At 37.1% G+C, this 15,283-nt stretch carries 12 protein-coding genes; 6 read left to right on the forward strand and 6 right to left on the reverse strand.

Annotated elements, in window-relative coordinates:
- Position 1 precedes the first annotated feature (1 nt).
- Complete coding sequence (locus tag ACFSR3_RS14360; RefSeq protein WP_379821934.1) at positions 2-889, forward strand: lytic transglycosylase domain-containing protein; 888 nt, start codon at positions 2-4, stop codon at positions 887-889.
- Positions 890-1,031: 142 nt separating this feature from the next.
- Here the strand turns inward: ACFSR3_RS14360 and ACFSR3_RS14365 are convergent, their stop codons facing one another.
- From ACFSR3_RS14365 to ACFSR3_RS14380, 4 genes are all read right to left on the reverse strand, one after another.
- Complete coding sequence (locus ACFSR3_RS14365; RefSeq protein ID WP_379821936.1) at positions 1,032-1,709, reverse strand: TlpA family protein disulfide reductase; 678 nt, start codon at positions 1,707-1,709, stop codon at positions 1,032-1,034.
- Positions 1,710-1,932: 223 nt separating this feature from the next.
- Complete coding sequence (locus ACFSR3_RS14370; RefSeq protein WP_379821937.1) at positions 1,933-2,394, reverse strand: GyrI-like domain-containing protein; 462 nt, start codon at positions 2,392-2,394, stop codon at positions 1,933-1,935.
- Positions 2,395-2,419: 25 nt separating this feature from the next.
- Complete coding sequence (locus tag ACFSR3_RS14375; protein ID WP_379821938.1) at positions 2,420-2,617, reverse strand: hypothetical protein; 198 nt, start codon at positions 2,615-2,617, stop codon at positions 2,420-2,422.
- Between the two features lie 334 nt (positions 2,618-2,951).
- The gene (locus ACFSR3_RS14380; RefSeq protein ID WP_379821939.1) at positions 2,952-3,491 is read right to left on the reverse strand and encodes a DUF2892 domain-containing protein; all 540 of its coding nucleotides are present in this window, start codon (positions 3,489-3,491) and stop codon (positions 2,952-2,954) included.
- A 444-nt stretch (positions 3,492-3,935) separates the two neighbouring features.
- Between ACFSR3_RS14380 and rpmH the strand changes: the two genes are divergently transcribed.
- The 5 genes from rpmH to ACFSR3_RS14405 all read left to right on the forward strand — a co-directional run bounded on the left by rpmH (position 3,936) and on the right by ACFSR3_RS14405 (position 11,051).
- Entirely contained in the window at positions 3,936-4,097 is a 162-nt protein-coding gene (rpmH, locus tag ACFSR3_RS14385; protein WP_026979292.1) for a 50S ribosomal protein L34, read from the forward strand.
- A 167-nt stretch (positions 4,098-4,264) separates the two neighbouring features.
- Positions 4,265-7,117 carry a carbamoyl-phosphate synthase large subunit gene (gene carB / locus ACFSR3_RS14390; protein ID WP_379821943.1) on the forward strand — a complete coding sequence of 951 codons (2,853 nt, stop codon included), beginning with the start codon at positions 4,265-4,267 and terminating at the stop codon, positions 7,115-7,117.
- A 218-nt stretch (positions 7,118-7,335) separates the two neighbouring features.
- A complete protein-coding gene (locus tag ACFSR3_RS14395; protein WP_379821945.1) occupies positions 7,336-9,384 on the forward strand; it encodes a CotH kinase family protein in 2,049 nt (682 codons plus the stop codon).
- A gap of 7 nt (positions 9,385-9,391) precedes the next feature.
- A complete protein-coding gene (locus tag ACFSR3_RS14400; protein WP_379821947.1) occupies positions 9,392-10,354 on the forward strand; it encodes an ion channel in 963 nt (320 codons plus the stop codon).
- 121 nt (positions 10,355-10,475) lie between these two features.
- On the forward strand, positions 10,476-11,051 hold the full coding sequence (locus ACFSR3_RS14405; RefSeq protein WP_379821949.1) for a T9SS type A sorting domain-containing protein: 576 nt from the start codon (positions 10,476-10,478) through the stop codon (positions 11,049-11,051).
- Positions 11,052-11,126: 75 nt separating this feature from the next.
- Here the strand turns inward: ACFSR3_RS14405 and ACFSR3_RS14410 are convergent, their stop codons facing one another.
- Together ACFSR3_RS14410 and ACFSR3_RS14415 are read right to left on the reverse strand one after the other, a co-directional pair.
- Positions 11,127-13,280: a hypothetical protein gene (locus ACFSR3_RS14410; RefSeq protein ID WP_379821950.1), complete on the reverse strand. Its 2,154-nt coding sequence runs from the start codon at positions 13,278-13,280 to the stop codon at positions 11,127-11,129.
- On the reverse strand, positions 13,281-15,194 hold the full coding sequence (locus tag ACFSR3_RS14415) for a transglutaminase-like domain-containing protein (protein WP_379821951.1): 1,914 nt from the start codon (positions 15,192-15,194) through the stop codon (positions 13,281-13,283).
- Positions 15,195-15,283 lie beyond the last annotated feature (89 nt).

The following is a 15,283-nucleotide window of genomic DNA, read 5'->3' on the forward strand; positions in this document are numbered from 1 at the left end:
AATGGAACTAATCAAGAAAACAGGAGTTATTGCTTCGGCAATACTGATGAGTGGAGTGCTGATACATTCGGCTTATGAAAAACCGACGGATGAAACGGCTAAAAAGGAGCATTACGTTCCATCGGAAATTGATTTTGCAGGTGAAAAGACACCTCTTGCTATATCAGATGTTGCGGAGCGTTTTGATCGTGAGCTATTGGTTAATGCCAATCTTGACGCTACTACGAAAATTATTATAAAACGTGCTAACCGTGCATTTCCGGTTATTGAGCCCATATTAAAGAAAAATGGGGTGCCGGACGATTTTAAATATCTTGCGGTTATTGAAAGCGGTTTGGTAAACGTAACTTCTCCGGCAGGAGCAAAGGGAGTGTGGCAGTTTATGCCGGATACAGCCCGTGAACGTGGCCTTGAAGTTAATGACATTGTAGATGAACGCTATGATCTTAAAAAATCTACTGAGGCAGCATGTACTTATTTGCTGAATGCATATAAAAAATTCGGATCGTGGACTTTGGCTGCTGCTTCATATAATGGAGGCGTAACAGGGGTTAATAAGCAGATCACTTTTCAGGGGGTAAGCAATTACTATGACTTACTCCTGACGGATGAAACAGCCCGTTACGTATTCAGGATATTAGCGCTTAAAGAAATTATGCAGCACCCTGAACGATATAATTTTGTAGTGCCGCAAAACGAAATGTATCAGGTTCTTCCTGTAAAAACAGTTGATGTTACAAGTTCAATTCCTGATTTGGCTGTATTTGCTAAGGAACAGGGTATTAATTATAAGATACTGAAGATACATAATCCATGGCTTCGCGACAGGAAACTTGATGTTGCCAGCGGAAAGGGATATATAATAGAGATTCCTTTGAAGGGGTATTAATAGACATGAGAATTGAGATCTTAGTACTAAGATGCTAGATTATTAATCCGGCTACCTACGATAATAAAAAATCCGCTTCTACAAATGTAAAAGCGGATTTTTATTTTCTAGAATCTCATTCTCAATACTAAAATCTAAAGATCTAATCACTATCGGCTATATGTTCTTTAGAAATATCTTTATTTACAGTTATGGTTAAAAGTCCATCAAGGAACGATTTATAATTAGCTGCCAGTGCCTGTTGCGACTGTTCTTTTGATAAGCCAGTGTATACGCCACAGCGGCGAATGTCTACAATCTTACGTTCGGCATCCAGAAAATAGGAGGTAGGGAAGCCTAATGTATGTTTTAGTGCTGCTACGGTTCGGGTATCGGTTTTATAATACTCATGTGCATAACAAACCGTTATTCTGCTACTGAACTTGCGCGCCAGTTTTTTCATTTTATCCTTTCGGTCCCAAAAGAGTACAATTATTTTAACGTCTTTACCATACTTACGTGCCAGCTTGTTTAAAGCCGGAATCTCTCCCTGATTAGGCACGCACCACGATGCATAAGTTAACAGGAATAGAGGTTGCTTTACTGAACTTAGCTTTAGTCGTGCACCTGACGATTTTTTTAGTGTGATATTATCAAAGGTGGTTCCTATAAGTCTGTGTTGTACCAGTGAGTCAAAAAGAAATTGTCCACGTTCAAGATCGCCGGTAACAAAAGCGAGGGTACTCTCTTTCTTGTATTGGGCAAAATTGATTTTTATAGCATTGGAAAAATAAAGACTATCCGGTATTTGAGAAAATACCGTTAATGAAAACAAGAACATTATTATGAGGGTTAATAAATTTCTCATCATATTTGGATAAATAGATGAGTAAATTTAGTTAAAATTTCTGTAAATCGTATAATATTTCTTATTAAAGAACGATGTTTGTGACCTGCTATCAGTGTATTTTATCGATTTGATTACTCAAAGGATAAATAAAAAGCCATCTTTTAGATGGCTTATATAAAAAATGATTCTTTTTGAAGTAATCAGCATTGATGTATTAACTTACGGAAAGAAAAATATCCACTTCGGCATTGTTCCAGTCGGCTGCCTTTTCAGAATAGATTTCAAAATCATAGCCGTAAGCACGGTTTCGGTTTTCCTGTTTCCATATTTCGTGCCATGCATCGCTTATACATTTAGGCATTTGCCCTTTTGCGGTAACAACTTCATAAGTTTGTTCGGGAATGGTAATGGTTTCCATTCCGGCAGGAACTTCAGCATCGTCGGCTACGGGACATCCTATAAAGTAAGCATAGGGTTTGGTATAGTCGCCATCGTAATCGTAATAAACAGCATAGGTGTCTTTATTCAGTTTGCCTTTAATGCGCGGTGCCATAAAGCCACCACTAAAGGTTTGCCAAAGCGAGCCGCAGTCTTCGGCTGCTTTTCCGTTTTCGTTAGTGGTTTTAAAGCCAAGTGATACGCCTATAAGTTTAACGGCAGGTCTTGTAATTGTCATAATTATATTGATTGATGATTTGTAATTAATTTTCGTCAAGCAGATTGTTCTCGCTGTGGGATATGAAGAGTAATGTCTTGCTGTGGTTGGTTATTTCGATAATCAGTGATTGGTTAATAGAAATATATGGAGCTATATCATTATAAAGTTCTATTTTTAATTTTGGTTCTTTTGATTTAAGAAAAACATCTTTTTTATTGCTTACTATTTCATATTCTGTCACTACATATCTTGTTTTTGTTTTCGATTTTAGATCTAGATATATTCTGTAATACTTTTGATATAATAAAATAAAAACCAAAGTGAAGCTAATTAAGGCTATTATACATGTTTCAATAAAATATAGATTGTTTTTATTGAAATAGATATATACGAGATATAATGTAATGAATGCACAACAACTGGTTCCTGTTCTTTTAGCTAATCGCTTGCCTAAACTAACTAGTGATTTTAGTTCTTGCTTATTTTTTTCGCTAAGTGGTAATTGTATTGAGTTGTTTGATATCATACGTCAAATATACTAAAAACAAAAAACCGCCCTTGTGAGGCGGCTTGTTTTAATATCTTCTCTGTTGAACCTGTGGGCCTTTTTTAAGCTGAGCCTTCATCATTGTGATCTGGTCTTTCAGCATTCCCTGTTTGTCAAGTTTCTTGGCTTCGGCTAGAAGCTTCTCTGCTTCCATCTTTTTGTTTTTTGTCATCGCAATACCGGCAAGGTTCAGTTTAGCCATTGCAAGATCCTGATCCATGTTTAGACCAAGCTCTATCGCTTTTTTAAGGTACTTTTCTGCTGCATTCAGGTTTGTCTGAGAGAGCATAAGTCCGTTAAGGTAGTTATAGTAGCCCTGTTGTTTACGTACGAGAGCAGTTTCAGGGTTCTTAATCTTATTAAGTATCTGGGTAGCTCCTTCAAAATCCTGTTTCCTTAATTTAAGGAAGGCCAGAAGGATGTATTCGTTTTTAAAGTACAGCAATACTACTAATGCAGTAATAAGGAGTAAGAATATACCGTTACCGATGTTTCCTTCGGTAAACTGCCAAACGGCTGTTATAACTAATAAAGCTGCAATTACAAGCTTGATATTTTTATTGAACATAGTGTTGTTTTATTTTTGCGAATGCAAAGGTATGAAAACGTAATAAAAGGAGTTGAACTCCTTCTGACTTTTTTCAATTGGCTGCAAAATGACTTTTCGACTACTTAAACAAAAGTCATACCGCAGAGATACACAGAGAAGTCTCAGAGATTCACGGAGTTTTTTAAGTTTCAGGACAATCAGCTTTTTGAGTTCGCTAAGAATTCTGCCTTTGGCAGAATAATTAACTCTGTGTACTCTCAATGTATGCAAAGACTCGGCGAATCTCTGTGTTTGTCCCTCAGAGAATCTTTGTGTTATAACAGAGGGTTTATTTATGCGAAATTTTTTTTAAAAACTTCTTGCAGACAAAAAAAACCTTTGTATATTTGCACTCGGTTTTGGAAAGACGGTTTTCTAATGCCTACGTAAAGATATTCAAATAAGATTTAAAGATACAAAGCAATGAGCAAGAGAACATTTCAACCATCGAAAAGAAAAAGAAGAAACAAACACGGTTTTATGGAAAGAATGGCATCTGCCAACGGAAGAAAAGTGCTTGCTCGCAGAAGAGCTAAAGGAAGGCACAAACTAACGGTTTCTAGTGAGCCAAGACATAAAAAATAATGTTTGAAAAAACATACATAAAGGTGTTACTATTTGTAGGTAACGCCTTTTTTTATACCTAATCGAAAAATAGCCCCGCTTTTACAGGGGCCTTTTTTTGAAAATAAAACACTAAATTTGCAAACGCTCGAAAGAGCAATTTTTTATACAACTTCAGAAAAGATACAATGCCTAAAGACACTTCAATTAAATCGGTTCTTATCATCGGCTCTGGTCCAATCGTTATTGGGCAGGCTTGTGAATTTGACTACGCCGGATCGCAGTCCGCACGTTCAATCAGGGAAGAAGGTATAGAGGTTATCCTGATAAACTCTAACCCGGCTACCATTATGACAGACCCTTCGATGGCTGATCATGTGTACCTGAAACCGCTTACCACAAAATCTATTGTGGAGATTTTGAAGGCTCACCCAAATATTGATGCGGTACTTCCTACAATGGGAGGGCAGACTGCACTTAACCTTTGTCTTGAGGCAGAGGAAAAAGGTATCTGGGCAGACTTTAATGTAAGACTTATTGGGGTTGATGTTAACGCAATCAACATTACTGAAGACAGGGAGCAGTTTAAACAGCTTCTTGAAAGAATAGATATTCCTGCTGCACCGGCTAAAACAGCTAACTCTTTCCTTAAAGGAAAAGAAATCGCTCAGGAGTTTGGCTTTCCGCTTGTAATTCGTCCTTCGTTTACGCTGGGTGGTACAGGGGCAGCTTTTGTGCACAAAGCAGAAGATTTTGATGAGCTTCTTACCCGAGGTCTTGAAGCATCACCTATACATGAAGTGCTTATCGATAAGGCTCTTTTCGGATGGAAAGAGTATGAGCTTGAGCTACTCCGCGATAAAAATGATAACGTGGTTATCATCTGTTCTATTGAGAATATGGACCCAATGGGTATCCACACAGGAGACAGTATCACGGTTGCGCCGGCAATGACGCTTTCGGATAAGACTTTCCAGAAAATGAGGGATATGGCAATCAAGATGATGCGCAGCATCGGAAACTTTGCCGGAGGATGTAACGTACAGTTTGCCGTAAGCCCGGATGAAAAAGAAGATATCGTAGCTATCGAGATCAACCCAAGGGTATCGCGCTCTTCGGCTCTTGCTTCTAAAGCTACAGGTTACCCAATCGCAAAAATCGCTTCTAAGCTGGCTTTAGGGTACAACCTTGACGAACTACAAAACCAGATTACGAAATCAACGTCGGCTTTATTCGAGCCTACGCTTGACTACGTAATCGTGAAAATACCACGCTGGAACTTTGATAAATTTGAAGGAGCTGACAGAACTCTAGGACTACAGATGAAATCGGTAGGTGAGGTAATGGGGATAGGACGTTCATTCCAGGAAGCACTTCACAAAGCGACACAATCTCTTGAGATAAAACGTAACGGACTTGGTGCTGACGGAAAAGGTTACACTAACTATGAACAGATCATTGATAAGCTTACCAACGCAAGCTGGGACAGGGTATTCGTAATTTACGATGCAATTGCAATGGGAATCCCATTGAGCAGAATCCACGAGATCACAAGAATCGATATGTGGTTCCTTAAGCAATACGAAGATCTTTATATCCTTGAGAAAGAAATCTCTACTTACAAAGTGGATGATCTTCCTAAAGAATTACTTCTTGAGGCTAAACAGAAAGGTTTTGCCGACAGGCAGATTGCTCACATGATGGGTTGCCTTGAAAGCCAGGTATACAATAAACGTGAGGAGATGGGTGTTAAGCGTGTTTACAAACTGGTTGATACCTGTGCGGCTGAATTCCAGGCGAAAACACCTTACTACTACTCAACATTTGAAGCTGAGATTGAGAAAGCTGACGGTACAAGATATGTAAGCAACGAAAGTATCGTTTCTGACAGGAAAAAAGTGGTGGTACTTGGTTCAGGTCCTAACAGGATCGGACAGGGTATCGAGTTTGACTACTCTTGTGTACACGGTGTACTTGCTGCTGCCGAGTGTGGTTACGAAACCATCATGATCAACTGTAACCCTGAAACAGTATCAACTGACTTTGATACGGCAGATAAGCTTTACTTTGAGCCTGTATTCTGGGAACATATATACGACATTATCCGCCATGAGAAGCCTGAAGGTGTTATCGTGCAGCTTGGAGGGCAGACTGCTCTTAAGCTTGCCGAAAAACTTGACAGGTATGGCATAAAAATATTAGGAACAAGCTTTGATGCGCTTGACCTTGCAGAAGACAGAGGACGTTTCTCTGACCTTCTAACAGAGCTTAACATTCCTTTCCCTAAATTTGGTATCGCCGAAAGTGCTGACGAAGCATCTAAACTTGCTGACTCACTTGACTTCCCGCTACTGGTTAGGCCATCATACGTACTTGGTGGGCAGGGGATGAAGATTGTTATCAATAAACAGGAACTTGAAGAGCATGTAATTGACCTGCTTAAGAGTATCCCGGGTAACAAGCTGCTTCTTGACCACTATCTTGATGGTGCTATCGAAGCTGAAGCTGATGCGATCTGTGACGGAGAGAATGTTTACATCATAGGTATCATGGAACACATCGAGCCATGTGGTGTACACTCTGGTGACAGTAACGCTACGCTACCTCCATTCAACCTTGGGGAGTTTGTAATGCAGCAAATAAAAGACCACACTAAGAAAATCGCAATTGCGCTTAAAACAGTAGGTCTTATCAACATACAGTTTGCGGTTAAAGACGATATTGTATACATCATCGAAGCAAACCCAAGAGCATCACGTACGGTTCCTTTTATCGCAAAAGCATACGGAGAGCCATATGTAAACTATGCTACTAAAGTAATGCTTGGACACAACAAAGTGACTGACTTTAACTTTAACCCACAGCTTAAAGGTTTTGCTATCAAACAACCGGTATTCTCTTTCAGCAAGTTCCACGGTGTAAACAAGAAACTTGGACCTGAGATGAAATCTACAGGTGAGAGCATCCTGTTCATAGACGACCTGAAAGACGATCAGTTCTACGAACTGTACTCAAGAAGAAAAATGTACCTGAGTAAGTAATATTTCTGATATATTAAAAAAGCCCTGTAATAATCATTACAGGGCTTTTTTTTGTTTTATTTGTTGTAAATCAATGTTTTAGTGTGCTTGAGGCTGTTGTAAAACGTTTTCGTGTTTTGTTTTTCATAAAAATGCTAAATTGATTTCAATGTTTTGAAAATGTTATGTTTATGTAAATAAAATACTATTATATTTGTTAAAAACATCTTAAAACTACTATGAAAAACATTTTACTTATCGCACGCAAAAGTATGCTTTCCATCACATTGTTTTTGGGAGCTGTTTCTTATGGGCAGGTTAACTTTACAGATAGTAACCTTCCAATTTTTATTATTACCACTGATGAAGATCCTGATACAGGACAGCCTGCTGTAATTCCGGATGATCCAAAAGTTTGGGCAAGTCTTAAGATTATTTATCATGCAGATGGATCTCAAAACTACCTAACAGATCAGGATACACCGGAATACTTAAATTATAACGGACGTATAAAGATCGAAACCCGTGGTTCCTCTTCTCAAATGCTGGAGAAGAAACAATATGGATGGACAACCTATGATGCTGGTGGAGCAAAACAAAATGTAAGCCTTTTAGGTATGCCTAGTGAAAATGACTGGATACTTAATGGCCTTGCTTTTGATCCTTCATTAATGAGGGATTATATCAACTATAATCTTGCCAGGGCTATTGGCCAGTATGCTTCAAGAACCCAATATTGTGAAGTGATAATTAATGGGGATTATCGGGGACTTTACATCCTTCAGGAAAAGATTAAGGATGACTCTAACCGCGTTAATATCGAAGAAATTACGGAGGATGATAATTCAGGAGTAAATCTTACGGGAGGATATATCACCAAAGCGGATAAAACTACCGGGGGTGATCCTGTTGCCTGGACTATGGATTCGTATAATGGCTGGACTGATTTTATTCATGAAATGCCTAAACCTGATGATGTAACCACAGAACAGAACGACTATATTCATTCACAATTTATATCTCTTGAAACACTTGCCGGGGCTGATAATGATAATATAGGAAACGGTTATCCCTCGGTTATTGATGTGCCTACTTTTATAGATTTTATGGTAATCAATGAGTTATCATCTAACGTTGATGCCTATCAGGTGAGCACATTCTTTCATAAAGATCGTGGAGGGAAACTTAGAGCAGGACCGGTTTGGGATTTTAATCTTAGCCTTGGGCACGATGAGTTTGGGTATGACAGAAGTCATCCTGATGTATGGCAATTTGATAATGGAGACAATACAGGAGCCAAGTTCTGGAAAGACCTGTTTGATAACGATACTTATAAATGCTACTTCGCCAAACGTTGGAATCAGGTTACTTCATTAGGTCAGCCATTAAATTATGATAGTATTGAAGATTTTATTGATGCAACCGCTTTACTTATTGCAGATGCTGCAGCAAGGGAAAACCAACGTTGGGGAACTGTAGCCAATTTGCAAAATGAGCTTGATAATGTAAAAGATTTTATAGCTGAACGTATAGACTGGATAAATAACAATATAGGTACGTTTACAGCTTGTAGTGATGTGGAGATGCCTTCATTGGTGATAAGTGGAATAAACTATAATCCGGGAGAAGACACTGAATTTCCTGAATCTGACGACCAGGAGTTTATTGAAATCACAAATACGGGATCTGAAAATGTTGATCTTACAGGTGTTTATCTGAGTGAACTTGGTTTGTCCTATCAGTTTCCTGTGGCATCAACCATTTCTGCCGGAGAAAAAATATACATAGTTAGCAATGCTGTTGTGTTTGAGCAAAAGCATGATATCACCGCTTTTGGAGAATATCTACGTCATATGTCTAATAAAAGTCAGAAGCTGGTACTTTCGGATGCTTTTGGAAATAAGATTGATGAGGTTCAGTATACTGATTCATCTCCGTGGCCTGATGCCGATGGTAACGGTAAATATCTTCACCTGACAGATAACGGACTTGATAACAGTCTTGCGTCAAGCTGGTCAGCAAATGAGGATGCTACGCTTTCTGTAAAAACATTTACGGCGGGCACTGTGAAAATATATCCTAACCCTGCAAATGATTTGGTTACAATAGATTCTGTAAATCTTATCAGGAATATAGAGGTGTATGACATGACTGGCAAACAGCTTACTGCTTTATCTCCAGATTCAAACACAATTGTTATTAACTTTGCAAAATACTCATCAGGTATCTATCTTGTCAAAATTACAGGAGAGACAGGTATCCTGACACAGAAAATTGTAAAGCAATAACTAATTTATGAACCTGTTAAGGAAGATAAACGAAAAAGCAAAATCAAGTGATAATACCGGCTTTGGCAGTAATCCATCGGGTTACGGAGGCCGGTTTATAAATAAAGACGGTTCCGCTAATGTAGAAAAGCGAGGGCTGTCTTTTTTTACGAGAACCAGTTGGTATCATACTATGATAACCATGTCAGGTTGGAAATTCATGGGAGTTCTGTTGGCTTTTTATAGCATTGCAAATCTGTTTTTTGCTGTTTTATACTATTTAATAGGTATTGAATATCTAAGCGGGATTGATGCAACAGGATCTGAATTGCTAAAGTTTGGGAAGGCTTATTTTTTTAGTGCCCAAACGTTTACGACAGTTGGTTATGGCCACATTAGCCCAAATGGATTTATGACCAGTGCCCTTGCGGCCACAGAAGCGCTAACGGGATTACTGAGTTTTGCAATTGCGACAGGTCTTTTTTACGGAAGGTTCAGCAGGCCTGTAGCTTATATTAAATTTTCGCACAACGCGCTTATATCTCCTTATAAAGAAGGAAGAGGACTTATGCTGCGTATGGCCCCCTACAAGAATACTAATATTATCGATGCACATGCCAGGATAACTGTAGGTATGAGTGTTGAGGAGAATGGGCAGCTCATTAATAAGTTTTACACTCTCGATTTGGAGATTGTCAATATTAGTGCATTAACACTAAGCTGGACACTGGTGCATAAAATAGATGAGAGTAGTCCTTTTTATGGGTTTACAGAAGAAGATTTTGCTAATGGAGACGGCGAAATCATAGTGTATGTAAAAGCTTTTGATGATCTGTTTAGTGCTACGGTAACTTCTAGTACTTCTTATACTTTCGATGAAATTGTTTATGGTGCAAAATTTAATCTTATGTATTCTGAGAATGATGAAGACACAAAGACAATTCTTCATCTTGACAGGCTCAATTCCTTCAATAAGGTTAAATTAGATTAATTCTCTTCAGCAAATACTAAATGGTATATGCTAAATACTAATTCGTAGCCACACATTGCTAATCAGTAACATTTTGTTGTGCTTTTAGGATTGACCTTTGCATAAAATCAAATCAAACATTATGAAAGGAAAATTACTATTAGCAATGCTGTTTGCTACATTGATAGTAACAGCACAGGAAACTCACCATATCAATTGGTTTATGGGAGTATCATCAACAGAGGCAAGTCTTACAATTAATCAGGGAGACACCGTTGAGTGGACCTGGACAGATGCATTACCACACACAGTAACCAGTAATGCCGGGGGTGCAGAAAGTTTCAATAGTGGAAACGTCACAGGAAACGGGCAAACTTTTTCCCATACGTTTGTGAATGAAGGTTCAACAACTTATAAGTGTAATATTCACTCTATGATGACGGGTACAATTACAGTTAGTGCTGTAGCGGGGATAGGTGAGATTAGTAAAAAAGGATTGGAGTTTTATCCCAATCCTGCGACAGATGTGCTTACAATAAACTCTGAAGAAGTTATTGACAGCATACAGATTTATGATATGAATGGTAAAGAAATTATGAATTCTAAATCAGGTAATACTACAAGTAAGATCTATATGGATAATTATCCTGCCGGTATTTATTATGTAAAGGTTTTTGCAGGAGAAAATGCTAAAGGCATTAAAGTGATTAAAAACTAATTGAGTTGTTAAACAATTGATAGTGTTGTTAAACAAAAGACTCCGGCTTTATGCCGGAGTCTTATTATATAGTTATTAGCTTTTCTTTATAAGTATTTTTTCCTGTGTGAACTGGTATGCCGCGTCCAGAAAAGAAACCATATCTTTCCAGTTAGCATTAGGTTCGTAGTAGTTTGTATAATATTTAAAAGTTTTAATAACCAGTTTATTACCTTCTGTTTTAGCTGAACTTTCAAAACCGCCGGTTGTGTTTTTTATGTTCTTGTTCAGTTTATCAAGACCTGTAACGGTATAACCTTCGGGGATATCAAATATTATCTCCTCTTTGTATGAACGTGGATAAGGCATGTAAATGTTATCGGTTCTTTTGTTTTCTTTCTCTTCAATTTCAGCCTGTTGGCTTATAAGTTTTCCAATTTCAAACACATAGTTTGCACCAGCTTTTTTAAGAAGATGGTTTTTTACGGTAAAGTTTTCAGTAAAGGTAAACGGATCACTTTTTCCAAAACGACCTGTATTGGTAATATTTAATGAATGGTCATCGATAGTGAAGCCAAATTCTGATTCCGCTGATTTCTTAAACTCTTCTTTCTGTTTGTCTTTTAGCTTGTTTTTAAGAGCATCAAATTCTTTCGTGTATTGTTCCTGTTTCTTTTTGTTTTTTACAAGAGAAAGCAACGGGCTGGTTCCATATTTTGTATAGTCTTCATCTACATAGTCAAAAAAGTACATTTTATCCGGTTGTTCGCCGTCTTTGTTATGTCCAAAAAACGAAGATTCTCTTTGAAGTTTAACTTCGGTCAGGTCTGGATTAAGGCTAACATTTATTTTTTGTGCAGTCTGATTCTCTTCATAGGTTGATGATGGCAGTTTTAATGTTTCAATTTTGGTTATTTTCTTCTGCTTTGTCACCTCAATCACATACGCATCACTATTTTCGATAGTAAAAGGAATCTGATCCGCATTTTTGAAAGGAGTGAAAAACTGCAGATATACCGGATTTTCAGTATTTATTTTTAGTAATACCAAAGCGTTATTCTCTATCAGTAAATCTTTGATAGGGCCGTTTACTCTAGGTGTGGCGACAATAATATCATAATCAATTTTATTGTCTTTTAAGAAAGCCATAAAGTGATTGATAAATTGGTATTCCGTACTAAAGAAAGTGGGATAGTAGCCATACAGTGCAAATGGCTCCATGATTTTTGCTTCATTGGCAACAAAAGCTTCTACATAACGGGTATAATATTGATGTCTTGTGTAGTAATATACCTCCTTTACTTTTTCTTCATTGTTTTTAAAGGTCTTTCCTTTTAAAAAGCGTTCTATTTCTCCCAGATCTCCAAATGGCCTGAATTTATTTTGGTAGTAGGTAAGCACTTCATCAGGAGAAACAGTTTTCTTGATTATGCTTTCTTTCTCAGGAAGAAAAGCATTAGCTCTTTCCTCGAAAGCACCGCTACGTGCAAAGTATACCTGGAATTTATAACAAGGCAATTCCACTAACGGATAATACCATCTTGGGAAATCATTCTTTTCTATGTTCTCGGCAGTAAGTTCATACTGACGATCGCTTCCCTTAGTGGTTAGTTGTTTTAGTTCAGGAGCACCGTTATAAGTATTGAAGTTTACAAAAAAGTCATTTTCAGTATTAAATTTTAGTTTTAGGTTCATGATAGGGTATTCATCACCTAAAGTATTTTCAACAGGTTCAAATCCGTATTCCAGGGATGTTTTGAAAGGTTCTACAGAGTAGAAATAATAATCGATAATATCACCTGTTTCAAGTCCTGAAATGGCAATTTTTTTTCTGTCATCAGCGGTTACTGCCTCTTCATCTACATTTATTATCTTTTCAGAACCATCTGGTTTTACAACTTTAATACCCACAAAGTTGGTTCCTTTTTTTACAGCAAAACCTTTTGTAGAATAGAAACGGTCTTTAAATGAGAATTCAGAAAATTCTTTGATTGCTGCCTGATCCAGAAGTTTAACCCTTTTTCGGGTTGATGAGGTGTAAGTTACATTTACTCCAAACTTATGAAAATCGTAGTTTTCATTTTTATAGATAACGACAGCCGATTCGTTTTTCCATTTTTCAGGAATTTCGATTACTGATTTATAAGGGTCATTAGCCCCCCAGAATAAATCTCTTATTTCTTCTTTTTTTTGTGCAAAAGTAAAAGATGCCCAGAGGGATACGAATGCAATTAAAATTCTGGTTTTCATTTAGTTTTTGGTTAGGGTGATTTGGTCGTTATATATTTTCTTAAGAGAAGCAATTGATTGATTCCAGTTCTGGAAGTCGCCTTTTTTTATTGTACAATCATTAACAACAAAATGCTTTTTGTAAATAACAGTGTTTCCTTTCTGTTCATACGAAACACTCATGGTGTATGTGTCATTGGCAACTTTAAATGATTCAGGTAGCCTTGATACTTTGTATCCTTCAGGTATTTCTAATGTTATTACAGACTCATAATCTCTTTTATGAGCAAATTCATAGTCAGATTTACGTTCTTTAAAATCAAGATTGCTAAACTCTTCCATATAGTCAAGATTGACATACATTTCATTATCAAATGACGACACCCTGTTCTTTAGGTTTGCGTTATATTCCATCGTAAGGGTTTTGTCCCTGTTTGTAAGGTCAGATGTTACAATATTAGATACGGAGAAGTTTTTATTGCCCCCTGAAATATAGTACTGAAGAGCATTTTCTTTTTTATCTTTTCTAATGTTGTTATATCCATATAAAAATCCTGAACGGCTTTCACCTTTCATTGTTCCCTGAATTTTACCAACAAGGGCTTCATTTTCAATGCGGAAGTTTGAGGTATAAACTTCTTTATTTGTCGAGGCGGTCATTACAGGGACTTTTTCAATTATGAACTTGTCTCCGTCTTCAATCATCACCTCTTTACCCTGAATCCTTTCTGCATATTCACCAAATGAGTTGTATTTTTCAGTTCCGTCAAGAAAGTATTTTTTACCATCTTTAAAAAGAGTACATATCATATGATTGTCTACCACAAGCGAAGGAATACTATAATTATAGGCGATATGTTTTGTTCCAATCCAGGTAAGCCTTGCATCAAAACCGGCTTCTTTCAGCATTTGTCGTGTAAGGTTGGCCATACCCTTACAATCGCCATAACGTTTTTGGAAAACATTTTGAGAAGCGTCAGGTTTAAATCCAGCAATACCATCTTCAAAAGCAATATAACGGATGTTATCCTGTACCCAGTAATAAATATTCTTTATTTTTTCTTCATCGGTTTTAGCATTAGCAGTAAGTTCATCAACCTTCGCTTTCAGGGTTGAAGGTTTTTCATCCATACTATCAACAAGCGATTTATACCATTTGTATAAATCGGCGGTGCTGTTAAATAGTGTTGTTTGTTTACCATCTTTAGTAAATGATTTTGCAATAATAAGGATGTGAGGATAATTGTAGCTCATTCCCGGAGCATTATCATCTTTAGCAATACCGTCTAAATTTTCAATGGAATAGGTGTAAATGGTGCTTTTAGTCTTAGGATCCGGTTTCTTGTCTTTTTTAATGGTATAGCCTGCAAAGTTGAACTCTCTTATATCTATTTCAAGCCAGCTGGGAACTGTTATTGTAAATTGTTTTTTTAGCGTAGGATAGGTATCATGAAAATACAAAGTGGTAAAATACTTTACATCTTTATATTTTTTTTTAAGCTCGTAATTATAAGTGTAGCCCTGTACAGGAAAATCTACATTCATGTACTTCACCCTGTAATCGTAAAAAAATAAGTCTTCACTTTTGTAAAACTCATCTTTTACAGGAAAGTTTGCAGTTTTATCGTTCCTAAACTTCATGGAAAAACCTTCAAGCTCCGATTCACTATCGTAAAATTCATATTTTTGAATATCAGCCCTGTGGTTGATATTCATCATTTTTTCTTCAATAGTGTGCTGAACCGTAACAGTATTAGAAAGTCCAAACGTTACTTTTTCATCACCCGAAAGTATGACTACATCATCTTTGCTGTATTTTTCCCTTAAATTTTTTGCATGGGTAATGTCTTCGGGAGTTGGATCAACACCTTTTTGTGCTATAGCATACTGATAAGTAGCCACCAGCACCAATAAATGGATTAGGACGCGTTTCATGGTTGGTTTTTAAAACCGCAAGGTATAAAATTTACACTTTTTTTAACGCTTTTTTATGCTAATAATACTTGTTAATTAATAATTGTTGT

The sequence above is a fragment of the Flavobacterium suzhouense genome (assembly GCF_042684765.1).
Classification (GTDB): Bacteria; Bacteroidota; Bacteroidia; order Flavobacteriales; family Flavobacteriaceae; genus Flavobacterium; species Flavobacterium suzhouense.